We start from the raw sequence: 21508 nt of genomic DNA, 5'->3' as shown, positions 1-21508 counted from the left end.
GTACAAGTCAAATGATTTGTATAAGATTTTTCTACAGCGCTGAATATGTGGGAGCGAGCCTGCTCGCGAAAGCGGTGGGTCAGTGAATGAAATTGCATTTGATACAGCGCTTTCGCGAGCAGGCTCGCTCCCACAAGGGAAATCTATTTCCAGCCCAGTAACCAGTGCTCGCTGTCTTTCAGCACCTGCCAATCCAGTCGCTCGCTACGCTGGGTCAGCACCGCCTGCAATTCAACTTCCAGCACCGTACCTTCCTCGTCGCGGATCAGTTCGGAGACCAGAAAATGTTTTTCGCGATTTTGCGGGTGGGCTGCTGTCCACTTCGACAGCAGCAATTTGCGCGGATTGATGCGATTCATTGCAGGTGTTCGTGCAAGCGACGTGCAGCCTCCTGACCGCTCAGCCAAGCGCCTTCAACGCGGCCCGACAGACACCAGTCGCCGCAGGCGTACAAGCCCAGGTCGGCGTCGGCCAGCGTGGTCCACTCGTGGCCGGTAGCGGGGCGGGCGTAGAGCCAGCGGTGGGCGAGGCTGAAGGTCGGCGCAGGCATGGCGCTGTGCAGCAATTCGGCGAACGCACCGTGCAGATGTTCGATTACTGCTTCCTTGGAGAGGTCGATGTGTTGCCGGCTCCAGGCGCTGGTTGCATGCAGCACCCACGTGTCGAGAGTGCTGTCGCGCCCGGGTTTGCTGCGGTTGCGCGCCAGCCAGTCGAGCGGGCTGTCCTGTACGAAGCAGCCTTCGATTGGCGTATCCAGCGGGGTTTCGAAGGCGAGAGCGACGGCCCAGGTCGGCTCCATTTTCACCCCGGCAGCGACGCCGGCGAGTTTCGGTGCGGCGGCCAGCAGCGCGGTGGCTTGCGGTGCCGGCGTGGCGATCACCACATGGCTGAAGGGGCCGTGGGTGCAGCCGTCGGCGTCCTGCAGATGCCAGTGCTCTTCGCCGCGATAGACCTCGGTGATGCGGCAGGCAAACTGCACGTCCAGGCCATCGAGCAGGCCACGGGTGATGGCGCTCATGCGCGGCGTGCCGACCCAGCGGGTCTGCTCGTCGGGCGACATGTTCAGTTGGCCGCCCTGGAAGGTGTACAGCTGCGGCGTCCACTCGGCGGCCCAGCCCCGGCTCTGCCAGCGCTGCACTTCGGTGACGAAGCGCCGGTCGCGCGCGGTGAAGTATTGAGCGCCCAAGTCCAGCGAGCCGGCGTCGCTGCGCTTGCTCGACATGCGCCCGCCGCTGCCGCGGCTTTTATCGAACAGTTGAACGGTATGCCCGGTCTCTGTCAGAGCCTGAGCGGCGGAGAGCCCGGCGATGCCGGTGCCGATGATTGCGATAGGTACAGTCATAGGGGCCTCGTTTACCTTTCTGTACAGACTACGCCGTCGATGAAACCTGTACAATTCTGTTTTTTGGTATAACTTCTAGCGTTCTCGTTCTGACAGCTTGGCCTATTGTTAAACCATAGAGCCTGCCCGATCGAAAAGATCCCTGCCTATAAAAATAGACTAGTGATCCGGGTTAAACGCCACGCGAGGAAGATGTCATGCACATATTGCTGACCGGCGGTACTGGTTTGATCGGACGTCAGCTCTGCCGGCACTGGCTGGAGCAGGGCCATCGGCTGACGGTGTGGAGTCGCCGCGCGGAAAAAGTCGCGCAGATCTGCGGCGCGCAGGTGCGCGGAATTTCGCGTCTGGAGGACCTCGGCGAAGAGCCGCTGGATGCGATCGTCAATCTCGCCGGCGCGCCGATTGCCGACCGCCCCTGGACCCATCGTCGCAAGGCGTTGCTGTGGAGCAGCCGCATCACCCTGACGGAAACGCTACTGGCGTGGCTGGAAACTCGCGCGCAGAAACCGTCGCTGCTGATTTCCGGCTCGGCGATCGGCTGGTACGGCGACGCTGGCGAACGTGAGCTGACAGAGCAATCGCCGCCCGGCATCGACGACTTCGCCAGTCAGTTGTGTATCGCCTGGGAAGAAACCGCGCTGCGTGCCGAGAACCTCGGCATCCGCGTGGTGCTGGTGCGAACCGGTCTGGTGCTGTCGGCTGAGGGCGGCTTTTTGTCGCGGCTGTTGCTGCCGTTCAAACTCGGGCTGGGCGGGCCTTTGGGCAATGGTCGACAGTGGATGCCGTGGATTCACATCGACGATCAAATCGCCCTGATTGATTTTCTTCTGCACCGGAATCAGGCGAGCGGTCCTTATAATGCCTGCGCGCCCAAACCTGTGCGCAACCGCGAATTTGCCAAGACCCTGGGCAGTGTGTTGCACCGCCCGGCGTTCATGCCCATGCCGACCCTGGCGCTGAAAGTCATGCTCGGCGAGCTGTCACTGTTATTGCTCGGCGGCCAGCGTGCGACGCCGGCACGCCTGGTGGAAGCGGGGTTCAGCTTCCGCTTTACGGATTTACGCGCGGCCTTGGATGACCTCTCCAGCCGCCTCTGAAATAGGACGTTGCATGACCGATCACGCTTTGCTTCTGGTCAACCTGGGCTCTCCGGCCTCCACCTCGGTGGCCGATGTGCGCAGCTACCTCAATCAATTTCTGATGGACCCCTACGTGATCGACCTGCCATGGCCGCTGCGGCGGCTGCTGGTGTCGCTGATCCTGATCAAGCGTCCCGAGCAATCGGCCCATGCCTATGCCTCGATCTGGTGGGAAGAGGGCTCGCCGCTGGTGGTGCTCAGCCGCCGTTTGCAAGAGCAGATGACCCGCACGTGGAAACACGGCCCGGTAGATCTGGCGATGCGTTATGGCGAGCCGTCGATCGAAACCTGTCTGCTGCGTCTGGTCAAAGCGGGACATAAGAAGATCACTTTGGCGCCGCTGTACCCACAGTTCGCCGACAGCACCACGACCACCGTGATCGAAGAAGCCCGGCGCGTGCTGCGCGAGAAGAAACTCGACGTGCAGTTGTCGATCCTGCAACCGTTCTACGATCAGCCGGAATACATCGAGGCACTGGCCGCCAGCGCGCGTCCGCATCTGCAGCAGGACTACGATCATCTGCTGCTGAGCTTTCACGGCTTGCCTGAGCGCCATCTGAGCAAACTCGACCCGACGGGCAATCACTGCCTCAAGGGCGCCGATTGCTGCCAGACCGCCTCGCCGGAGGTATTGGCGACCTGTTATCGCGCGCAGTGTTTCCGTACCGCCGCCGCCTTCGCCAAAAGTATGGGCCTGGCGGACGGCAAATGGTCGGTGTCGTTTCAGTCGCGCCTGGGCCGGGCGAAATGGATCGAGCCGTACACCGAAGTGCGGCTGGATGAACTGGCCAAAAGCGGGGTGAAAAAGATTCTGGTGATGTGCCCGGCGTTCGTCGCCGATTGCATCGAGACACTGGAAGAGATCGGCGATCGCGGTAGGGAACAGTTCCGCGAAGCGGGGGGCGAGGAGTTGGTGCTGGTGCCGTGCCTGAACGACGACCCGCAATGGGCCAAGGCGTTGGCGACCCTCTGCGAACGAGCGCCGCTGGCCCTTAAAAACTTCGCGAGCAGGCTCGCTCCCACAGGGGAAATACATTCCAACCTGTGGAAGCGAGCCTGCTCGCGAATGCTATCTGTCAGGCGATGAAGATCTGAAAGCCTTAGATCAGCGGCTCATCCGCCTTCTTCTGCTTCCAGCCATCATTGCCCGGCAGGATCAGGTTCAGCGCAATCGCCACCACCGCGCACAGCGCGATGCCTTTGAGGCCGAAGTCATCAGGACCGGTGCCGGTGCCAACCAGCACGCCGCCGATACCGAACACCAGCGTCACCGAAACAATCACCAGGTTGCGCGCTTCGCCCAGGTCGATCTTGTGGCGGATCAGGGTGTTCATGCCCACTGCCGCGATCGAACCGAACAGCAAGCACAGAATCCCGCCCATTACCGGCACCGGAATGCTTTGCAGCAGCGCGCCGAACTTGCCGATGAACGCCAGGGTGATGGCGAAGATCGCCGCCCAGGTCATGATTTTCGGGTTGTAGTTCTTGGTCAGCATCACCGCGCCGGTCACTTCGGCGTAAGTGGTGTTGGGCGGGCCACCGAACAGGCCGGCGGCCGTGGTGGCGATGCCGTCACCGAGCAGGGTGCGATGCAGGCCTGGCTTCTTCAGGTAATCGCGGCCGGTCACGCTACCGACGGCAATCACGCCGCCGATGTGTTCGATCGCCGGGGCCAGCGCTACCGGAACAATGAACAGAATCGCCTGCCAATTGAACTCGGGCGCGGTGAAGTGCGGCAGAGCGAACCATGGCGCTGCAGCAATTTTCGCCGTATCGACCACGCCGAAATAGAACGACATGGCAAAACCCACCAGCACGCCGGAAATGATCGGCACCAGACGGAAGATGCCTTTGCCGAACACCGCCACGATCAACGTGGTCAGCAGCGCCGGCATGGAAATCATCATCGCCGTCTGATAGTGAATCAGCTCGGTGCCGTCGCCGGCCTTGCCCATCGCCATGTTCGCGGCAATCGGCGCCATGGCCAGGCCGATGGAAATGATTACCGGACCAATCACCACCGGTGGCAGCAGACGGTCAATGAAGCCGGTGCCTTTGATCTTCACGGCGAGGCCGAGGAAGGTGTAGACGAAACCGGCTGCCATCACCCCGCCCATGGTCGCGGCGAGGCCGAACTGGCCCTTGGCGAGAATGATCGGCGTGATGAAGGCGAAGCTCGACGCGAGGAACACCGGCACCTGTCGCCCGGTGACGATCTGGAACAGGATCGTCCCCAGACCCGCGGTGAACAGTGCCACGTTCGGGTCCAGGCCGGTGATCAGCGGCATCAGCACCAAGGCGCCGAAGGCCACGAACAGCATCTGCGCGCCGGACAGCACCGTGCGCCAGAGCGGATCGTTGAACTCTTGCTGCATGGTCACGCGTCCTTCTGCTTGGTGCCGAAGATCTTGTCACCGGCGTCGCCAAGCCCGGGAATGATGTAGCCGTGCTCGTTCAAGCGTTCATCGATGGACGCGGTGTAGATGGTCACGTCCGGGTGCGCCTGTTCGACCGCAGCAATGCCTTCCGGCGCGGCCACCAGGACCATGGCGCGGATGTCGCGGCAACCGGCCTTTTTCAGCAGGTCGATGGTGGCAACCATGGAGCTGCCGGTGGCGAGCATCGGGTCGATGATCATCGCCAGGCGCTCGTCGATTTCCGGTACCAGTTTTTCCAGATAGGTGTGCGCTTGCAGGGTCTCTTCGTTGCGGGCAACGCCCACAGCGGAGACCTTGGCGCCCGGGATCAGGCTGAGCACGCCTTCGAGCATGCCGATACCGGCACGCAGGATCGGCACGACGGTTATCTTCTTGCCGGCGATTTTCTCCACCGACACGGTGCCGCACCAACCGGCAATGTCGTAGGATTCGAGCGGCAGATCTTTTGTAGCTTCATAGGTCAACAGGGCGCCGACTTCCTGAGCGAGCTCGCGGAAATTCTTGGTGCTGATGTCTGCGCGGCGCATCAGGCCGAGTTTATGACGGATCAGCGGATGGCGGATCTCGAGGATGGGCATGGGAAAGGCTCCGGCGGCGGGCAAAAAAACCGGCCTAGATTAATCTATCCGAGGGTGATGTCCTATAGGACATTCTGTACGTTAGTCCATAAGAGCTTGATTCGACCTCGCGGGATGCGTACCTTTGCCCGCTTTTCCAATTCCGCCAACCCCTGGAGAGCGCCATGTCCGCTGATCTCGAGCATATCCGTCAAATCATGCGAGAGGCTGACTGCCTGTACACCGAGTCTGAAGTCGAGGCGGCCATCGCTCGCGTCGGTGCACAAATCAACGAACAACTGGCTGACAGCAATCCGGTGGTGTTCTGCGTGATGAACGGCGGCCTGATCTTCTCCGGCAAACTGCTGACGCATCTGCAATTCCCGCTGGAAGCGTCCTACCTGCACGCGACCCGTTATCGCAACGAAACCAGCGGCGGCGACCTGTTCTGGAAAGCCAAGCCGGAAGTCTCGTTCATCGACCGCGACGTGCTGATCATCGACGACATCCTCGATGAAGGTCACACCCTGGGCGCGATCATCGACTTCTGCAAACACGCCGGCGCACGCAAAGTGCACACCGCCGTGCTGATCGACAAGGACCACGACCGCAAGGCACGTCCTGACCTGAAAGCCGATTTCGTCGGCCTGCCGTGCATCGACCGCTACATCTTCGGTTATGGCATGGACTACAAAGGCTACTGGCGCAATGCCAACGGGATTTACGCCGTTAAAGGCATGTAAGAACCTGCATTGCCCCCTGTGGGAGCGAGCCTGCTTGCGAAGGCGTCGTGTCAGTCAGCATCATTGAAAACTGACACACCGCTTTCGCGAGCAGGCTCGCTCCCACAGTTGTTTTTGTGTGTGCTGATCCTTGCGCGACAGCCATGCTAGAGTGCTCGGCCCCGCCTTCCGGAGCCTGTCATGCGCCTCTTGATCCGCAGTCTCGCCGCCCTGTTGCTGTCTCTCAGCCTGCCGCTGTCCGCCGCGCCGATGCACAGCCAGTTCCTGCCGCCGGACGATCTGACCCTGCGCGACGCTGAACCCGAGCAGCAGCAACTGCTGCAGGTCAGCGAGTATTCGGTGGTGGTCGGTGCGCAGCGCCAGTCCAATCAGCAGCCGATTCCGGTCACCTCGTCCTTGTTGATCCGCCTCAAGGGCAAGTCTCTGAATAAAGGTGCGAACATCAACCAGGTGCTGGTGAGTTTCGACGGCGAAAGCAAAAGCCTGAAAAAACCGGCATATGACGATAAAAGCAAAACCCTGACGCTGTTCTATCCGCTCGCTCAATACCGCGTGGTGATGGATCTGCTGCGCAACGACACGGTGTATGTGCAGTTCCTCAGTTATGCCAACGGCCATATCTGGGCCGATTTGCACACCGGGGCGATTCGTCCGCGTTGAGCCGGGCGGTCGGGCAGGGGTAAACTGCCCGCCCCGTGTCATGTCTGCGAGCTGGAGTCGGCAATGCGTAAAGATAAGAAACAAGTGATTGGTGACGAGATCGGCGATGAGCAGATCAAGCTGTTCCTCGATTTTGAGCCGGTCGACGCCACTTCGCCGTCGCTGCACAAACTGATCAAGGCCTATCGCGGTTTGCGCATCGATGATTTCGAGCGCTTTCTGGGCTTCTTCGTTGCGGCGGGTTATGACGTTGATGGCAAGGATGAGCAGGGCAAGACCTTTGTTGACCTGATCGCCGATCAGCGCAACGCCCCGGACTACATCGAGCTGATCGAAAAGTCCCGCTCCTGAGATCAAAAGATCGCAGCCTGCGGCAGCTCCTACAGGTTGAACACAAAACCTGTGTAGGAGCTGCCGAAGGCTGCGATCTTTTGCTTTTCAAGGCCATAAAAAACGCCCCGATCGGGGCGTTTTTTCATGCCGCAAGATCAAGCGAAGCTTGGCGTCTCGCTGCTTTCTTCAACCAGTTCCAGGGCGATGTTGTTCTGCGTGTTGATCTTGCGATACAGCGCAGCATCGGTTTCCAGAACCTTTTCACGGGCCGGGAAGATTTCCGCGAGTTTGCTTGCCCACTCGCCTGACGCCTTGGCCGGGAAGCACTTCTCGATCAGTTCGAGCATGATCGAAACGGTCACCGACGCGCCTGGCGAAGCGCCGAGCAGGGCGGCGAGGGAGCCGTCCTTCGCCGCGACCAGTTCGGTACCGAACTGCAGGATGCCGCCCTTTTTCGGGTCCTTCTTGATGATCTGCACCCGTTGCCCGGCCACTTCCAGGCGCCAGTCTTCGGCTTTCGCCTGCGGGTAGAAACGCCGCAGCGATTCCAGGCGCTGTTCCATCGATTGCATCACTTCGCTGACCAGGTACTTGGTCAGGTCCATGTTGTTTTTCGCCACCGCCAGCATCGGCCCGATGTTGCCGGCGCGCACCGACATCGGCAGGTCCATGAAGGAGCCATGCTTGAGGAACTTGGTGGTGAAACCGGCGTATGGCCCGAACAGCAGGGATTTCTTGCCGTCGACGACGCGAGTGTCGAGGTGCGGCACCGACATCGGTGGCGAACCCACGGCCGCCTGGCTGTAAACCTTGGCCTGGTGGTGCTTGACCACTTCCGGGTTATCGCAGCGCAGCCACTGGCCACTGATCGGGAAGCCACCGAAGCCTTTGCTTTCTTCGATGCCCGAAGCCTGCAGCAACGGCAGGGCCGCGCCACCGGCACCGAGGAAGACAAACTTTGCGTCGACTTCGCGGGTGTTGCCGTTGTTGACGTCCTTGATGCTGACGGTCCAACCGGCGCCGTTACGCTTGAGGCCGGTCACGCGCTTGCAGTATTTGACTTGAGTGTCCGGGGCGCTGCTCAGGTGCTTGAGCAACTGATTGGTCAGGGCGCCGAAGTTGACGTCGGTGCCGTTCATCACACGGGTGGCGGCGAGGACTTCGTCCGGCGAGCGGCCCGGCATCATCAGCGGCATCCACTCGGCCATCTTGCCTTTGTCTTCGGTGTACTCCATGTCGGCAAACGCGTGGTGCTTGCTCAGGACATTGAAGCGTTCCTTGAGGAACGACACACCGCTCTCGCCCTGAACGAAACTAAGGTGCGGTACCGGACTGATGAAGGATTTGCACGAGCCGAACGTGCCCTTTTTGGTCAGGTACGACCAGAACTGCTTCGACACCTCGAACTGGGTGTTGATGTGCACGGCTTTCTTGATGTCGACGCTGCCATCGGCAGCCTGCGGGGTGTAGTTCAGCTCGCACAGGCCGGCGTGACCGGTACCGGCGTTGTTCCACGGATTGGAACTCTCGGCGGCGCCGGAATCCATCAACTCGACGACTTCCAGCTTGATCGCGGGGTCGAGCTCTTTGAGCAGTACGGCCAGGGTGGCACTCATGATGCCGGCCCCTACCAGAACTACGTCGACTGCTTCGTTATGCGCCATTTAACGCGTCTCCCAAATCTGCAGCACCAAATTGTCGGCATGGCTGCCAGGCGTTCCAGGGCAGGTCAGTGGGCCCGGGCTATCCGTGGTCAGGTGGGCCATGTCCGAATCTTCGCAATTTTTCGCAACTTCGACGGATGCGTGCGGCCTGGTTTCAAGCGTTCCATGAACGCATTTTCGCGCAGGGCTGGCAATTCGACTTATGGTCGAGTCATCCGTTTTCGTGCAACCAAATCCGTAGCGGACAGGCTTCAGGCTCCGATGTTCGAGGTATACCCGGTCCTGTGTCGTTGGGCTGTTTCAGACGCTAATGGTGCATGTTCAGACGCAAAACTATTCATTTGCTCGCCACACTCTTGTGAAGTTGTGAAAACCCGTTTTTTTCACGCTCTTTTGAAGACGTGAACCTCAAAAAAGGGCTGCCTTGGCCTGGCACCTGCCCGCTAGGGCAAAACAACGCGGTGGCCGAGCGAATGACAGCTCTGCAGATTCGCGAAAAGCGGGTTTTTGCCGGAAGAACAGGCAAGCGCGCCAACTTCACTCGATCTGTGTGGGCGGCTCTCTGTGGGCGATTTTGATGTCGATGCATGCGCATTGACGCTGTTGCGGGGCCCGATCAGGAGACGTCCTTATAATCGGGGGGAGATTGTAGCGAAGAAATGCGCGCAGTTGCTCGTGTTTAATGACTTTTATTAGGCATCCGGTCAGATGCTCAACTGCACCTGACCCCGTGCGCGCATTTGTCGCGGTACGACCCGGGCGCTGGCGGGCAGCGGCTGGTTCAGCCAGGTCAGGCGGATTTCTTCGATTTCCACCCAGCCGTCGCCCATCGGTTGCAGGCTGCACTGCTTGAAGGCCTGGCAATGACCGTTGCGGTCGAGCAGGGCAAAGCTGCGATGCAGCGGGCGTGGGGCGAACAGCGAGATCAGATAACGCATGGCAGAGTTCCTTGAAGGAGGACTGCTGTGAAGCTTGCCGGTGGGCCGTGACGTCGCGGTGTATGGACGGTGAAGAATGTGTGACAGGAACCGCTTTCAGCGGGGTTTGTCAGACATTTCAGTATTCACTGTGCGACGCTGGTTACGCGCAGTGGCCCACCGCTATACTGCCGGCCTGTTTGTGCCTGATTCTGGAGAGAAGAGCATGTTGCAACGCCTGTTGTTCGGTTTGATCACTGTCGCCGGTTTGACCCTCGCCGGCTGCGCCCACAGCCCGCAACAACTGAATCCGGAGCCGAAGCTGACCACGCAACTGCCAGCGGTCGGTCGCGGCCAGCCTGTCATCGTGCGTGTGGTCGACGGTCGTCCGTCGCCGACCCTCGGTACCCGTGGCGGTCTGTATCCGGAAACCAGCGCCATCACCGTGCAGCGCGAGCAGATCCTGCCGAAGCTGCAGGCCCAGGCCGAAGCTGCCGTACGTCTGCTCGGCTTCACCCCGACCACCAGCGCACCTAACGCGCCGCAGCTGACCGTGACCCTGGCCGAGCTGAAATACCAGTCGCCGAAAGAAGGCATGTACGTGACCGAAGCCACCATCGGCGCGACCTTCCGCTCCGACGTGCAGAACGCCAACCGCCGTTACAGCGGCCGTTACGGTGCGTCGCTGGACCAGCGCTTCGGCATGGCGCCGAATCAGGAGACCAATACCAAACTGGTCAGCGATGTATTGAGTGACGCACTGACGCGTCTGTTCAAGGACCCGACCGTGGGTCAGGTTCTGGCTGAGTAAGTTTTCCGTAGATGTGAAAAAGCCCGGGGCCAGTGATGGTTCCGGGCTTTTTTGTGGATCTGAGATTTGTGTCGTATGGGAAATCGATTCCCCTCACCCCAGCCCTCTCCCGAGGGAGAGGGAGCCGATCGCGTGTGCTTCAAAACCTGAATTCGGCGCGGTATCTCATGTCGGCGTATCTACCGCAAACACCTCAGTCAGTCCCCTCTCCCCAAGGAGAGGGAGCCGATCGCGTGTGCTTCAAAACCTGAATTCGGCGCGGTATCTCAAGTCGGCGTATCTACCGCAAACACCTCGGTCAGTCCCCTCTCCCTCTGGGAGAGGGCTAGGGTGAGGGTCTTTTGACGTTCAGGCAGCCTGAGAATAGAAATCAAGCACGCTCACTCCGGTCAGCAAATCCGTCTCGGGCAGGTCCGCATGCTGATGCCCGCCCAGCGCGCAATACACCAGCCAGTGCCGATCCTGCACGTTGAAGGCAAGGCTGCCGATCAGGCTTTGCTGGTCGTCGTAAGGAGTGATGAGGTACAGGCGATCCTGGTTTTCCGCGTGCAGCATGTCGCATTCCATTCGGGTTTCGAGGCGCGCAGGGTGAAGCATCCACGTGACGATGCCATGACACAGGACAGCCATCGGTCGATTGTCAGGTTATTTGTCGCAAAGGCTGGGGCAGGGCGTCAGGGTTTGGGTAGAATCCGCGCCGCGGTCGTCGGTCTGGCGTCTGCCACACCGGTTAAGTTCGAGGTCTGTGATGTCGCTGCACTTGATGACGCTGTTTACCGCCCATCCCGCCAAGTTGATCAACCTGCTGGCCTTGCTGCTGGCCTTTCCGGGCAGCTGGCTGCTGCACGCGACCCGCCGCCGTGAGCAACGCGCCCAGGCCAGTCTGGCGGCACAGCGCCAGGCGCAGCCCAATGCCGAGCCGATGCTCGATTGGGCGACGTTGCGCATGAACCGGTTTTTCTATCGCTTCGGATTTGCTTGCCTGGGCCTGGCCCTGATCGTCTCGTGGATCAGCACGCGCTTCTGAAGCAATAGCAAACCTGTGGTGAGGGGATTTATCCCCGTTGGAGTGCGCAGCGCTCCCAAGTTTTTACCTGAGAAAAACAGGGCCTGCTACGCAGTCTAGCGGGGATAAATCCCCTCGCCACAGCCGTTGCCTACAGCGGCAATCCAGCCTTGACCCGATACTGATTGCGCACCGGCGTCGCATATTGCAGCACCAGGTACGGACGATGCTCAGCGGGGCAGGCGTCCAGACGGCTTTGCCACTCATCCTGCGCCTTGGCCAGTTCGTCAGCCGGGAACACCTCGGCCGCCGTCGGCACATTCAGTTGCGGATCGGCATCCGCCCACTGCGCGTACGCCAGATAATGCACCGGGAACAACCGGTAGCCGCCGAGAATCTGCTTGTCCATCTCGATCGCCAATTGCTTGGTGTCCTCGAACACCTCAGTGATCGGCGCGGCAAAGTTCACGTGCACCCGGCCCTTGTAACCGGTGATGCCCTTCGCGATGCTCACGTCATCCTCGCCCGGCGCCTTGGCGTAGGTGCCGGTGGTGGCGCGGATGTAGAGTTCGCGGGCCTTGGCCTGGTCGCAGGGGTCGTACTCATAGCTGATCGACACCGGCGTAACGTTGAGCGAGCGGATCACTTCGCCGAACGGCTCGTCCTTGCGGCTCATGTGGAACATCTTGAGGATCGCCGACTCGGTGCGGTCGTCGCCGTCCTTCGCCCGACCTTCAGCCTGAGCAATCCAGATCGACGCGCAGTCGTTGCGGATCGAGTGGTTGATGTACGCCGACAGCAACTGATAAGCAGCCATCTTCTCGCGGCGGCCGGTGATCGAGCGGTGGACGATAAAGCTCTTGTTCAAGCGCATCAGGTCACTGACAAACGGCTTTTGCAGCAGGTTGTCGCCAATCGCGATGCGCGGCGTCGGCAGGCCGGCGTGGTACACGGCGTAGTTGACGAAGGCCGGGTCCATGACGATATCCCGGTGGTTGGCGATGAACAGGTAGGCGCTGCCGGACTTGAACTGCTCGACACCGGTATAGGTCACGCCGTCGGTGGCGCGCTCGATGGTGTGGTCGACGTAGAACTCGACTTTGTCCTGTAAGGTAGCCACGGAATTCACGTCGGCAAACTCACGACGCAGCCGATGGGCTATAAGAGGTTTGAGCATCCAGCCGAAGGCACCGGCAAAACGCGGGAAGCGGAAGTGGGTGAGGATATCTAGAAACGCCTTGTCGCCGAGCAGCCTTGCCAGTACCGCAGGTACTTCGCTGTCGTCGTAAGGTCGGATGGCATCGAATTCGCCCATCATGCTCTCTTGTTGGAAACGGCTAGGGTAAGTAAAGGGTTTGATCGAAAACCCGCGGGGCACGGTCTGAAAAGTAGCCAGACAAAAATAGCCCTGCAAATAGACCGGCGATTATACGCACAAGTCACTTGGGAGACCGCGATGCTGGAAGATGCACGGTATGAATGTCCGTATTGCGGTGAGGAAGTCGAGACCACGCTGGATTTGTCCGGCGGCGATCAAACGTATATCGAAGACTGCCAGGTGTGCTGTCGTCCGATCACCTTTGTCCTGCAAGTCCATGAAGACGAGTGGCATCTGGAAGTCTTCAGCGAAAACGAGTGAGGGCCGCGTATGCAGCGCATCTACGAACCGGCGAACCTGATGGAAGGGGAGATGCTCAAGGGCATGCTCGCCAACGAAGGAATCGAGGCGCACCTGATCGGCTGTGATCTGGTGGGCGGTACGGGTGAACTGCCGATCTTCGGCCTGCTCGGGCTGTCGGTGGGTAACGATCAGGCCGAATACGCCCGCGAGCTGATCAACTTGTACAATGCCGCGCTGCCGCTGCACGGCGACGAACCGGAGAGCTTCCCCGGGACGCTGGTCTGTTAGGCTGGCGCTGGTTTTATTCAGAGTTATGTTGCCCCATGTGTGGACGTTATGCCCTGTTTCGCTGGAACCGCGACTTTGCGGCCCTGCCAGGTTTTCCCGCCGATCAACAGGCGCAGTGGAACATTTCCCCCAATGATTCGGTGTTGATGCTGCGTGCCGACGAAGACGGCCAGCGCACGTTGGCCCGTGCGCGCTGGGGCCTGACACCGCCGTGGCTGACCGATCTGTCGAAGACCCCGGCCCATGCTCGCGCCGAAACCGTGGCCGAGCAGCCGATGTTTCGTGAGGCGCTGCGTCTGCGGCGTTGCCTGCTGCCGGCCAACGGTTTCTACGAATGGCGCGGCACCCAGCGCAAGCGACCGTACTGGTTGACGCCGGGGGAGGGCTCATCGTTGTTTTTCGCCGCGATCTGGGAAGCGTATCCGGTGCAGGAACAGGTCTGGCTGAGCACGGCAGTGATCACTCAATCGGCGGCGAGTCAGCGGCGACCGTTGATTCTCGATGAAGCGGGGCAGGCTGCCTGGCTTGATCCCGAAACGCCGCTGCATGTGCTGCAGGGGTTGCTCGCCAGTGAGCCGGCGGCGCTGCGTGAGCGGGTGTTGGCGAATCTGGTGAATGATCCGAAGTTGAATGGGCCGGAGTGTTTGACCCCGGCTTGATTTGCGTGGATCAAAATCCCCTCACCCCAGCCCTCTCCCGGAGGGAGAGGGCGCCGAATGGGGGATGCTTCAGAGGTACACCGACCTGAACGATCTGTTGTGAATCCATAATCGACTGTTTTTTTCAGGTCGATGTATAGCGCAAGACATCGCGGTCGGTCCCCTCTCCCTCCGGGAGAGGGCTAGGGTGAGGGGCTCTTGATCTTTCAGACCTTGAACTGATTGATCAACCGCCGCTGCTGCTCCGCCAGTTTGGTCAACCCGGCGCTCGCCGAACTCGATTCATCCGCACCGCCCGCCACTTCATTCGCCACCTGACCGATGTTGATCACATTGCGGTTGATGTCGTCGGCCACTGCGCTTTGCTCTTCTGCCGCACTGGCGATCTGCGTGTTCATGTCGTTGATCACCGACACCGCTTGAGTGATCGTTTCCAGCGCTTCGGCCGCTTTCGCCGCGTGCTGCACGCTTTCGTCGGTGCGGTTCTGGCTGTCTTCCATGACGCGCACCACATCGCGGGTGCCCTGTTGCAACTGCTGGATCATGCTCTGGATTTCTTCGGTGGCCTTCTGGGTTTTCTGCGCCAGATTGCGCACCTCGTCGGCGACCACGGCAAAACCGCGACCCTGCTCGCCGGCGCGCGCGGCTTCGATTGCCGCGTTCAGTGCCAGCAGGTTGGTCTGTTCGGCGATGCCGCGAATGGCGGTGAGGATGGCGTTGATGTTTTCGCTGTCCTTGGCCAGCGTCTGCACCACCTCGACAGCCTTGCCGATTTCCACCGCCAGTACCCCAATCGAATTCGAGGTGTCGCGGACGATCTGCATGCCCTGGCTGGCGGCCTGGTCGGCGTGGCTTGCCGCCTGTGCGGCCTGGGTGGCGTTGCGCGCGACGTCCTGGGCGGTGGCGGTCATTTCCTGCACCGCTGTCGCCACTTGATCGATTTCGGCCATTTGTTTCTGCACGCCGATGTTGGTGCGGATGGCGATGTCGGCGGTGTGTTCCGAGGAATCGCTGACGCTCTGCACCGAGGTCACCACCTGGGTGATCATCGCCTGCAACTTGCCGAGGAAGGTGTTGAAGCCTTTGGCAATCGAGCCCAGTTCATCGCTGCGGTCGCTGCTCAAGCGCCGGGTCAGATCGCCTTCGCCCTGAGCGATGTCATCGAGCATGGCGACCATTTGTTTGAGTGGCCGCGCAATGCCGTGGCCCACCAGCCAGATCACCAGCAGGCCGATACCGGCGATGATCAGGCCGACCATGGCCATGCCGAAGGTGTCGGACTTGCGCTGGGCATCAAGGTCGGCCTGCAGGGTTTGCAGATCGGCCATGACCGCGTTGAGCGGCAATTGCAGCATCAGTGTCCAGCGTGCGTCGGTCTGGCCGATGCCGAACGGCAGGTACAGTTCGATGCGGCCCTTGGCCTGATTCACCGAATAGGTGACCTCGTCGCGCTTGAGGTTGGCGAGATTGCTGGCCTGTTCGGCGTCGAGAATGTCGCTGACTTTTTCGCCGAATTTGCTCGAATCCTTGGTATAGGCAACGATCCGCCCATTGCCGCCGACCAGGGCCATTTCACCGGCGCCGCTGTAAAGCTTATGGTTGGCGGCGAGGAGCATGTCCTGAATGAAGTTCACCGAGAGGTCGGCGCCGACGATGCCCTGGAACGCGCCGTTGACCATGATCGGTTCAATGAACGAGGCGAGCATGACGATCTTGTCGCCGACCTTGTACGGTGCCGGGTCGATCACGCAGGGTTTCTTCGTCTCTTTCGAGCACAGGTAGTACTCGCTGGCGCGCACCCCGGTGGACAAGGTTTTCTGATCGTCGACATCGGCCAGTTTGTCCACGCCCAGACTGCCGTCGGTATTGCGGAACCACCACGGCAGGAAACGTCCATTGGCTGGATCGATACCGACCACGGCACTGCCGATGTAGGCCGCGTCATTGTGGTCCAGTGCGTTTTTTTCCCAGCCGATGTAGGTGCCGAGAATCTTCGGGTTCTTTTCGACGTTTTCCTTGATCAGGCTGATCAGTTGCTCGCGGCTGACGCTCAGGCGCGGCTGGCCGTCGGCGCCGGTTGTACCGAGCAGGGCGTTGACGCGCACCAGGCCGCCGGCAATCAGCAGCGGCGCTTCGAGTTCGCGCTGGATCTGGCTGACCTGGGTCTGCGCCAGCGAAGTCAGGCGCTGTTCGATGACTTGCTCGAACTGCGCCTGGGTGCGCTGTTGCACCATTTCTTGAGTGCGGGCGCCGGAAAACAGCGCGTACAGCACCAGCGCCGCGACCACGCTGAGAACGATGGCGCCGGCCAGAGCGGCGACGGAAAACTGGATCGACTTGAACTTCATGGGAGCTCCGCACGCAAGAGGACAATCTGCGAGGGATTTATCGGCGGGGTGGGCGCGGCCATGAGAGACGCTGGTCGGAATCGCCGCGCGATGTCGCTGATGGATCGGTGCACGGCGGATTCAATGCGCGTTGAGGAATTTCCAGCCAGTCTTGCGGCCTTAGGTGGATGTACGCGCAATGCGTCCGTTGTATCTGGCGCCAATACAATTAGCCGCCTAGGATACGCCTCAGGTTTTCAGGGAGCTTTTGAATGAACAAGACATTAGTGGTAAGTGCTTTGAGCGCAGCGCTGTTGCTGGCCGGTTGTCAGTCGGTCAACACCACCAGCGGCGGCGCCGTGGGCGTGGAGCGCAAGCAGTACATGTTCAGCATGCTGTCCTCGCAAGAGGTCGACCAGATGTACGCACAGTCGTATCAGAAGACTGTCGGCGAGGCGTCGAGCAAAGGTGTGCTGGACAAGACCAGCCCGGAAGCCAAACGCGTGCAGACCATCGCCAACCGCTTGATCGCCCAGGCGCCAACCTTCCGCCCGGACGCGGCGCAGTGGCAATGGGAAGTCAATCTGATCAAGAGCGATGAGCTCAACGCCAACTGCGGTCCCGGCGGCAAGATCATTTTCTACACCGGGCTGATCGACAGCCTGAAACTCACCGACGATGAAATCGCTGCGGTCATGGGCCATGAAATCGCCCACGCCCTGCGCGAGCACGGCCGTGAGGCGATGTCCAAAGCCTATGGCATGGAAATGGCCAAGCAGGGCGCCGGCGCTTTGTTCGGTCTGGGCCAGGACAGCCTGGCGCTGGCCGACACCGTGGCCAACTACGGCATGACCTTGCCCAACAGCCGCGCCAACGAAAACGAAGCCGACCTGATCGGCCTGGAACTGGCCGCCCGCGCCGGTTACAACCCGAACGCGGCGATCACCCTGTGGGACAAGATGAGCAAGGCTTCCGAAGGCGCGCCACCGGAATTCATGAGTACTCACCCGGCATCGAGCAGCCGCATTGCTGCGTTGCAGGCAGCGATTCCGAAGGTGATGCCGTTGTACGAAAAAGCCCCGAAGTCCTGAGCCAATGATCGTTCCCACGCTCTGCGTGGGAATGCAGCCCGGGACGCTCTGCGTCCCATTGGAACGCGGAGCGTCCCTTGAGGCATTCCCACGCAGAGCGTGGGAACGATCCTTCAAATCCCCTCACCACAGGTTTTGGGTAGTTCAGTAGACGGGGTTAAACCCAGCCGCTGCTCTGCATCGCTTTATAAACCGCAACAATCGCCAGAATCATGAACGCCGAAGCCGCGAGGCGGCGGATCAGGGTCAGCGGCAGTTTCTCTGCGGCAAAATTACCCGCCAATACCACCGGCACGTTGGCAATCAGCATGCCCACTGTGGTGCCGATGATCACCAGCCAGAGTTCCGGATATTGCGCGGCGAGCATCACCGTGGCGATCTGGGTCTTGTCGCCGATTTCCGCTAGGAAGAATGCGATCAGTGTGGTCAGGAACGGCCCGAACTTGCGCGCCGTGCTGGCCTCGTCGTCATCCATCTTGTCCGGGACCAGTGTCCACAGTGCCGTGGCGGCGAAGCTGGCGGCGAGGATCCAGTGCAGAACGGCGTCGGAGAAGAAACTGCCGAACCAGGCGCCTACCGCACCGGCTGCTGCGTGGTTGGCCAAAGTCGCGGCGACAATCCCGGCAATGATCGGCCAGGGTTTGCGAAAGCGAGCGGCGAGAATCAGCGCGAGCAGTTGCGTCTTGTCGCCGATTTCGGCCAAGGCAACGATAGCGGTGGGAACGAGTAGCGAGTCCAGCATCAGGGATTTCCTAAGGGGCGGGTCGACACGGCTATGACACGTACAGCCTTCCCGCCCCGGGTAAGGTGTGCGTGTCATAGGTCTTGTCAAACCCTGCGATCCGTCTGGTGCGGACGCTTGGGTCGCATACGCCATGATCTGAGGATCAAGTATGTTGACGTATGCCGGACGAGCTTGGCGCTCGTGGGAGACTACTCCCCTAGGACGGAGCGGATTCTGCCTAGGCAAATCCGATTGGGCAAGAACAAATTTTCAACCGCGCTTGGCCCGGTAAATCCGGAAACCGTTGCCTTCAGCCTTGATCGCACACACGCCCAGGTGCTCCTCGATCAACGGCTGATACTTGAGAAAGCTGTTCGCCACAAGGCGCAGTTCGCCACCGTTTTTCAGATGTTTGGCCGCTTTTCGCAGCAGGTTCTCCGTAGCGAAATAATCGGTGTGCACGCCGACATGGAACGGCGGATTGCTCAGAATCGCGCTCAAACCCATCGGCGCGGCATCGATGCCGTCGCCGGTCAGCACTTCCGCCTCCAGGCCGTTGGCGGCCAGGGTCAGACGGCTGCTGGCGGCGGCGAACGCGTCGACATCCAGCAACGTCACCTGATTGTGCGGATAGCGACGTTTCACCGCAGCCCCGAGCACGCCGGCGCCGCAACCGAAATCGAGCAGATGGCCGCTCGGCAGTTTGTCCAGATGCTCCAGCAGCAGGGCGCTGCCGCGATCCAGTCGACCGTGGCTGAACACGCCCGGCAAACTGATGACTTTCAACGGCCCTTCGGCCAGGGGCAGTTCGTAGGTCTGCGCAAGACTTTCCAGGGATTTCGCTTCAGGCGCATTGGCCACGGTGACTTGCCAGAGCTGGCAGTGCCGGGCGCTGTCGAGTTTACGTGGCTTGCCAAACGGATTGAGCTGTTTGGATGCGCCTTCGATGCCGCTGCGTTTTTCCCCGACCAGAAACACCTCACGCCCGGCCAGACGCGACGCCACGGCGTTGAGGATGTAATCGGTGAGGTCCTTGGATTTGGGCAGGAACACCACAGCGCTGTCGAACTCACGCTCGGGCACGTTTACGCCGAACTGGCTGCGGCCCTCGAAACGTGCATCCAGCGCGGCTTGATCGCCAGCGTGCCAGCACCAGCCGAACGCATTCGGCAGACGCCCGAGCAAATCATCGGCGGGCAGGCCGGCCAACAGCAGCGAACCCTGGAATAACTCGGCCTGACGAAGCAGTACTTCACTGCGCGGATCCATAACTGCTCCTTGAAAAAAGTGCCGCAGTTTATCAACTGACGACCCGCAGCGCCTCACCGCTGAAGAACGCCTGGGCGTTTTCGCTCAGTTGCCCGACGATACGCTGGCGTGCCTCGCGGCTGCCCCAGGCGTTGTGCGGGGTGACGATCAGGCGCGGGATATCGGCGGCGAGCAGCGGATTGCCCTGGGTCGGTGGCTCGACACTCAACACATCGGTGGCCGCACCGCCGAGATGACCGCTGCGCAAAGCGTCGGCCAGCGCCTGCTCATCGATCAGGCCGCCCCGGGCGGTATTGACCACAAATGCGCCAGGCTTCATCGAGGCCAGTTCGCGGGCGCCGATGAAATGCCGGGTGTGCTCGTTGAGCGGGCAGTGCAGGGTCAGGGCGTCGATCTGCGGCAGCAGTTCTTCCAGCGGCAGGCGATCCGGTCGAGCAGGGCGCCCCGGAATCTGTCCGAGCAACACACGCATGCCGAACGCTTCGGCCAATCGCGCCACGGCGCCACCGAGCTCGCCATGCCCGAGCAGGCCGAGGGTTTTGCCTTGCAGTTCGACGATCGGGTAGTCGAGCAGGCAGAACTGTTTCGCCTGCTGCCAGCGGCCTGCGCTCACAGCTTTCTGATAGTCGGCCAGGCGCGTGGCGAGGTTGAGCAGCAGCATGATCGTGTGTTGCGCCACCGACGGCGTGCCGTAAGCCTGGCAATTGCACACGGTGATGCCGTGGGTGCGGGCGGCAGTGAGGTCGACGTTGTTGGTGCCGGTGGCGCTGATCAGGATCAGTTTCAGTTGCGGGTTGGCGGCTATGGCAGCAGCGTCGATCACGACTTTGTTGGTGATCGCCACACTGGCGCCGTGCAGGCGTTCGCTGACCTGTTCCGGCAGAGTCTGGGCGAACAGCTGCAAGTCGCTGAAGCATTCGCGCAACGGACCGAGGTCCAGATCGCCGAGATCCAGCGAAGGGTGATCAAGGAATACCGCGCGGCGCGTGTTCGTCATCAACTGTACCTTTTGTGCTGTGAGCGGAGGGCGTACTCTGCCGAGCCTACCAGATGAAACAAATCGTTACGCTGACCCCGCAGCGGACACATAACCTTGTGGCGAGGGGATTTAGCGAAACGTCGCACCGCCCCGATCGGCTGCGCAGCAGTCGCAAAATCACTGCCTGCGGCCAGGCAGAAGTTTTTGGCGCTGCTTCGCAACCCATCGGGGATAAATCCCCTCGCCACAGGACTGCGTTCTTTTCAGATTTTTTATTGACCAAGCTGCCCCAAAGGAGCCCCCATGTACTGGACCGAGTTCTTGACCGTTGCCCTGATCCACTTGCTCGCCGTCGCCAGCCCTGGCCCGGACTTTGCAGTCGTCGTGGGCGAGAGCGTGACCCACGGGCGCCGCGCCGGCACCTGGACCGCGCTGGGCGTGGGCTCGGCGATTTTCCTGCATGTCGGCTATTCGTTGCTCGGCATCGGTCTGATCGTGTCGCAATCGATCGTGCTGTTCAACGCGCTGAAGTGGGCCGCCGCCGCGTATCTGCTTTACATCGGCTTCAAGGCCTTGCGCGCGCAACCGGCGAAAACCGTCACCGATGACTTGCACCGGGAAACCGGCGTACGCACCGCGCGGGGCGCGTTTACCTCGGGCTTCGTCACCAACGGTCTGAACCCGAAAGCCACGCTGTTTTTCCTCTCGCTGTTCACCGTGGTGATCAATCCGCACACGCCGCTGGCCGTGCAGGCCGGTTACGGCGTTTACCTGGCGGTGGCGACGGCGATCTGGTTCTGTCTGGTGGCGATGCTGTTCAGCCAACACCGCGTGCGCGCCGGCTTCGCGCGCATGGGCCATTGGTTCGACCGCACCATGGGCGCGGTGCTGATCGCTCTCGGCGTGAAAATCGCGTTCACCGAGATGCACTGACCGG

General features: G+C 60.9%; 23 protein-coding genes, 2 pseudogenes and 1 riboswitch. Of the genes and pseudogenes, 12 read left to right on the top strand and 13 right to left on the bottom strand.

Features of this window, described 5'->3' with window-relative positions; translation table 11 throughout:
- Nucleotides 1-143: 143 nt before the first annotated feature.
- Both AB4N73_RS16945 and AB4N73_RS16940 read right to left on the bottom strand, forming a co-directional pair.
- Nucleotides 144-359 (bottom strand): TIGR02450 family Trp-rich protein, encoded by a 216-nt coding sequence (locus AB4N73_RS16945; RefSeq protein WP_460142342.1) that lies wholly within the window; start codon nt 357-359, stop codon nt 144-146.
- Complete coding sequence (locus AB4N73_RS16940) at nt 356-1342, bottom strand: NAD(P)/FAD-dependent oxidoreductase (RefSeq protein ID WP_041479990.1); 987 nt, start codon at nt 1340-1342, stop codon at nt 356-358. The genes AB4N73_RS16945 and AB4N73_RS16940 overlap by 4 nt, the downstream gene beginning before the upstream one ends.
- Nucleotides 1343-1539: 197 nt before the next feature.
- Between AB4N73_RS16940 and AB4N73_RS16935 the strand changes: the two genes are divergently transcribed.
- Nucleotides 1540-2442 (top strand): TIGR01777 family oxidoreductase, encoded by a 903-nt coding sequence (locus AB4N73_RS16935; protein ID WP_460142341.1) that lies wholly within the window; start codon nt 1540-1542, stop codon nt 2440-2442.
- Nucleotides 2443-2455: 13 nt separating this feature from the next.
- A pseudogene (hemH, locus tag AB4N73_RS16930) lies at nt 2456-3478 on the top strand (ferrochelatase); the annotation flags it as partial.
- 106 nt (nt 3479-3584) lie between these two features.
- Here the strand turns inward: hemH and AB4N73_RS16925 are convergent.
- Together AB4N73_RS16925 and upp are read right to left on the bottom strand one after the other, a co-directional pair.
- On the bottom strand, nt 3585-4859 hold the full coding sequence (locus AB4N73_RS16925; protein WP_016773229.1) for a uracil-xanthine permease family protein: 1275 nt from the start codon (nt 4857-4859) through the stop codon (nt 3585-3587).
- Nucleotides 4860-4861: 2 nt separating this feature from the next.
- Nucleotides 4862-5500 (bottom strand): uracil phosphoribosyltransferase, encoded by a 639-nt coding sequence (gene upp, locus AB4N73_RS16920; RefSeq protein WP_024014279.1) that lies wholly within the window; start codon nt 5498-5500, stop codon nt 4862-4864.
- Nucleotides 5501-5664: 164 nt separating this feature from the next.
- On the opposite strand from upp, the gene AB4N73_RS16915 reads away from it, so the two are divergent.
- The 3 genes from AB4N73_RS16915 to AB4N73_RS16905 all read left to right on the top strand — a co-directional run bounded on the left by AB4N73_RS16915 (nt 5665) and on the right by AB4N73_RS16905 (nt 7233).
- Entirely contained in the window at nt 5665-6222 is a 558-nt protein-coding gene (locus tag AB4N73_RS16915) for a hypoxanthine-guanine phosphoribosyltransferase (protein WP_016773231.1), read from the top strand.
- 180 nt (nt 6223-6402) lie between these two features.
- Nucleotides 6403-6882 (top strand): hypothetical protein, encoded by a 480-nt coding sequence (locus AB4N73_RS16910; protein WP_056790257.1) that lies wholly within the window; start codon nt 6403-6405, stop codon nt 6880-6882.
- 63 nt (nt 6883-6945) lie between these two features.
- Nucleotides 6946-7233, top strand: a complete 288-nt coding sequence (locus AB4N73_RS16905; RefSeq protein WP_041479985.1) for a PA4642 family protein — start codon at nt 6946-6948, stop codon at nt 7231-7233.
- Nucleotides 7234-7370: 137 nt separating this feature from the next.
- On the opposite strand, the gene mqo is transcribed toward AB4N73_RS16905, so the two are convergent.
- Together mqo and AB4N73_RS16895 are read right to left on the bottom strand one after the other, a co-directional pair.
- Nucleotides 7371-8879, bottom strand: a complete 1509-nt coding sequence (gene mqo, locus AB4N73_RS16900) for a malate dehydrogenase (quinone) (RefSeq protein ID WP_024014277.1) — start codon at nt 8877-8879, stop codon at nt 7371-7373.
- A gap of 704 nt (nt 8880-9583) precedes the next feature.
- Entirely contained in the window at nt 9584-9817 is a 234-nt protein-coding gene (locus AB4N73_RS16895; protein WP_039761314.1) for a hypothetical protein, read from the bottom strand.
- A 205-nt stretch (nt 9818-10022) separates the two neighbouring features.
- Here AB4N73_RS16895 and AB4N73_RS16890 point away from each other — a divergent pair, with 205 nt between their 5' ends.
- Nucleotides 10023-10607, top strand: a complete 585-nt coding sequence (locus tag AB4N73_RS16890; RefSeq protein WP_039761315.1) for a YajG family lipoprotein — start codon at nt 10023-10025, stop codon at nt 10605-10607.
- A 348-nt stretch (nt 10608-10955) separates the two neighbouring features.
- Here AB4N73_RS16890 and AB4N73_RS16885 read toward each other — a convergent pair whose 3' ends face one another.
- Nucleotides 10956-11162, bottom strand: coding sequence for a hypothetical protein (locus tag AB4N73_RS16885; protein WP_095181665.1), 207 nt, complete (start codon nt 11160-11162; stop codon nt 10956-10958).
- A 193-nt stretch (nt 11163-11355) separates the two neighbouring features.
- Here AB4N73_RS16885 and AB4N73_RS16880 point away from each other — a divergent pair, with 193 nt between their 5' ends.
- Entirely contained in the window at nt 11356-11634 is a 279-nt protein-coding gene (locus AB4N73_RS16880) for a hypothetical protein (protein ID WP_016770663.1), read from the top strand.
- Nucleotides 11635-11764: 130 nt separating this feature from the next.
- On the opposite strand, the gene AB4N73_RS16875 is transcribed toward AB4N73_RS16880, so the two are convergent.
- Nucleotides 11765-12931: a 1-acyl-sn-glycerol-3-phosphate acyltransferase gene (locus tag AB4N73_RS16875; protein ID WP_041479984.1), complete on the bottom strand. Its 1167-nt coding sequence runs from the start codon at nt 12929-12931 to the stop codon at nt 11765-11767.
- 138 nt (nt 12932-13069) lie between these two features.
- On the opposite strand from AB4N73_RS16875, the gene AB4N73_RS16870 reads away from it, so the two are divergent.
- The 3 genes from AB4N73_RS16870 to AB4N73_RS16860 are packed head-to-tail and all read left to right on the top strand — an operon-like array spanning nt 13070 to nt 14181.
- The gene (locus AB4N73_RS16870) at nt 13070-13252 is read left to right on the top strand and encodes a CPXCG motif-containing cysteine-rich protein (RefSeq protein ID WP_041479983.1); all 183 of its coding nucleotides are present in this window, start codon (nt 13070-13072) and stop codon (nt 13250-13252) included.
- Nucleotides 13253-13261: 9 nt separating this feature from the next.
- A complete protein-coding gene (locus tag AB4N73_RS16865) occupies nt 13262-13522 on the top strand; it encodes a putative signal transducing protein (RefSeq protein WP_460142340.1) in 261 nt (86 codons plus the stop codon).
- Nucleotides 13523-13557: 35 nt separating this feature from the next.
- Nucleotides 13558-14181 carry an SOS response-associated peptidase gene (locus tag AB4N73_RS16860; RefSeq protein ID WP_039761324.1) on the top strand — a complete coding sequence of 208 codons (624 nt, stop codon included), beginning with the start codon at nt 13558-13560 and terminating at the stop codon, nt 14179-14181.
- Nucleotides 14182-14387: 206 nt separating this feature from the next.
- Here AB4N73_RS16860 and AB4N73_RS16855 read toward each other — a convergent pair whose 3' ends face one another.
- Both AB4N73_RS16855 and AB4N73_RS16850 read right to left on the bottom strand, forming a co-directional pair.
- A complete protein-coding gene (locus AB4N73_RS16855; RefSeq protein ID WP_371915155.1) occupies nt 14388-15131 on the bottom strand; it encodes a methyl-accepting chemotaxis protein in 744 nt (247 codons plus the stop codon).
- Between the two features lie 111 nt (nt 15132-15242).
- Nucleotides 15243-15440: pseudogene (locus tag AB4N73_RS16850) on the bottom strand (HAMP domain-containing protein); the annotation flags it as partial.
- 1340 nt (nt 15441-16780) lie between these two features.
- On the opposite strand from AB4N73_RS16850, the gene AB4N73_RS16845 reads away from it, so the two are divergent.
- A complete protein-coding gene (locus AB4N73_RS16845) occupies nt 16781-17599 on the top strand; it encodes a M48 family metallopeptidase (protein WP_016773242.1) in 819 nt (272 codons plus the stop codon).
- Between the two features lie 157 nt (nt 17600-17756).
- Here the strand turns inward: AB4N73_RS16845 and AB4N73_RS16840 are convergent, their stop codons facing one another.
- From AB4N73_RS16840 to AB4N73_RS16830, 3 genes are all read right to left on the bottom strand, one after another.
- Complete coding sequence (locus tag AB4N73_RS16840) at nt 17757-18341, bottom strand: TMEM165/GDT1 family protein (protein ID WP_016773243.1); 585 nt, start codon at nt 18339-18341, stop codon at nt 17757-17759.
- 88 nt (nt 18342-18429) lie between these two features.
- Nucleotides 18430-18554, bottom strand: a riboswitch (yybP-ykoY riboswitch).
- Between the two features lie 39 nt (nt 18555-18593).
- Nucleotides 18594-19592, bottom strand: coding sequence for a class I SAM-dependent methyltransferase (locus tag AB4N73_RS16835; protein ID WP_056790248.1), 999 nt, complete (start codon nt 19590-19592; stop codon nt 18594-18596).
- A gap of 31 nt (nt 19593-19623) precedes the next feature.
- On the bottom strand, nt 19624-20589 hold the full coding sequence (locus AB4N73_RS16830) for a 2-hydroxyacid dehydrogenase (RefSeq protein ID WP_095181668.1): 966 nt from the start codon (nt 20587-20589) through the stop codon (nt 19624-19626).
- Nucleotides 20590-20874: 285 nt separating this feature from the next.
- Here AB4N73_RS16830 and AB4N73_RS16825 point away from each other — a divergent pair, with 285 nt between their 5' ends.
- Nucleotides 20875-21504: a LysE family translocator gene (locus tag AB4N73_RS16825; protein ID WP_460142339.1), complete on the top strand. Its 630-nt coding sequence runs from the start codon at nt 20875-20877 to the stop codon at nt 21502-21504.
- Nucleotides 21505-21508: the final 4 nt, after the last annotated feature.

Source organism: Pseudomonas sp. S3_B08 (genome assembly GCF_054667725.1).
Note: the sequence above shows the minus strand (reverse complement) of the source record. Positions and strands in the feature narration are given on the sequence as shown.

Bases quoted from the DNA above. Each gene is read 5' to 3' on its own strand.
- AB4N73_RS16945 (WP_460142342.1), bottom strand. From the start codon at position 359: ATGAATCGCATCAATCCGCGCAAATTGCTGCTGTCGAAGTGGACAGCA.
- AB4N73_RS16940 (WP_041479990.1), bottom strand. From the start codon at position 1,342: ATGACTGTACCTATCGCAATCATCGGCACCGGCATCGCCGGGCTCTCC.
- AB4N73_RS16935 (WP_460142341.1), top strand. From the start codon at position 1,540: ATGCACATATTGCTGACCGGCGGTACTGGTTTGATCGGACGTCAGCTC.
- AB4N73_RS16925 (WP_016773229.1), bottom strand. From the start codon at position 4,859: ATGCAGCAAGAGTTCAACGATCCGCTCTGGCGCACGGTGCTGTCCGGC.
- upp (WP_024014279.1), bottom strand. From the start codon at position 5,500: ATGCCCATCCTCGAGATCCGCCATCCGCTGATCCGTCATAAACTCGGC.
- AB4N73_RS16915 (WP_016773231.1), top strand. From the start codon at position 5,665: ATGTCCGCTGATCTCGAGCATATCCGTCAAATCATGCGAGAGGCTGAC.
- AB4N73_RS16910 (WP_056790257.1), top strand. From the start codon at position 6,403: ATGCGCCTCTTGATCCGCAGTCTCGCCGCCCTGTTGCTGTCTCTCAGC.
- AB4N73_RS16905 (WP_041479985.1), top strand. From the start codon at position 6,946: ATGCGTAAAGATAAGAAACAAGTGATTGGTGACGAGATCGGCGATGAG.
- mqo (WP_024014277.1), bottom strand. From the start codon at position 8,879: ATGGCGCATAACGAAGCAGTCGACGTAGTTCTGGTAGGGGCCGGCATC.
- AB4N73_RS16895 (WP_039761314.1), bottom strand. From the start codon at position 9,817: ATGCGTTATCTGATCTCGCTGTTCGCCCCACGCCCGCTGCATCGCAGC.
- AB4N73_RS16890 (WP_039761315.1), top strand. From the start codon at position 10,023: ATGTTGCAACGCCTGTTGTTCGGTTTGATCACTGTCGCCGGTTTGACC.
- AB4N73_RS16885 (WP_095181665.1), bottom strand. From the start codon at position 11,162: ATGCTGCACGCGGAAAACCAGGATCGCCTGTACCTCATCACTCCTTAC.
- AB4N73_RS16880 (WP_016770663.1), top strand. From the start codon at position 11,356: ATGTCGCTGCACTTGATGACGCTGTTTACCGCCCATCCCGCCAAGTTG.
- AB4N73_RS16875 (WP_041479984.1), bottom strand. From the start codon at position 12,931: ATGATGGGCGAATTCGATGCCATCCGACCTTACGACGACAGCGAAGTA.
- AB4N73_RS16870 (WP_041479983.1), top strand. From the start codon at position 13,070: ATGCTGGAAGATGCACGGTATGAATGTCCGTATTGCGGTGAGGAAGTC.
- AB4N73_RS16865 (WP_460142340.1), top strand. From the start codon at position 13,262: ATGCAGCGCATCTACGAACCGGCGAACCTGATGGAAGGGGAGATGCTC.
- AB4N73_RS16860 (WP_039761324.1), top strand. From the start codon at position 13,558: ATGTGTGGACGTTATGCCCTGTTTCGCTGGAACCGCGACTTTGCGGCC.
- AB4N73_RS16855 (WP_371915155.1), bottom strand. From the start codon at position 15,131: ATGGCCGAAATCGATCAAGTGGCGACAGCGGTGCAGGAAATGACCGCC.
- AB4N73_RS16845 (WP_016773242.1), top strand. From the start codon at position 16,781: ATGAACAAGACATTAGTGGTAAGTGCTTTGAGCGCAGCGCTGTTGCTG.
- AB4N73_RS16840 (WP_016773243.1), bottom strand. From the start codon at position 18,341: ATGCTGGACTCGCTACTCGTTCCCACCGCTATCGTTGCCTTGGCCGAA.
- AB4N73_RS16835 (WP_056790248.1), bottom strand. From the start codon at position 19,592: ATGGATCCGCGCAGTGAAGTACTGCTTCGTCAGGCCGAGTTATTCCAG.
- AB4N73_RS16830 (WP_095181668.1), bottom strand. From the start codon at position 20,589: ATGACGAACACGCGCCGCGCGGTATTCCTTGATCACCCTTCGCTGGAT.
- AB4N73_RS16825 (WP_460142339.1), top strand. From the start codon at position 20,875: ATGTACTGGACCGAGTTCTTGACCGTTGCCCTGATCCACTTGCTCGCC.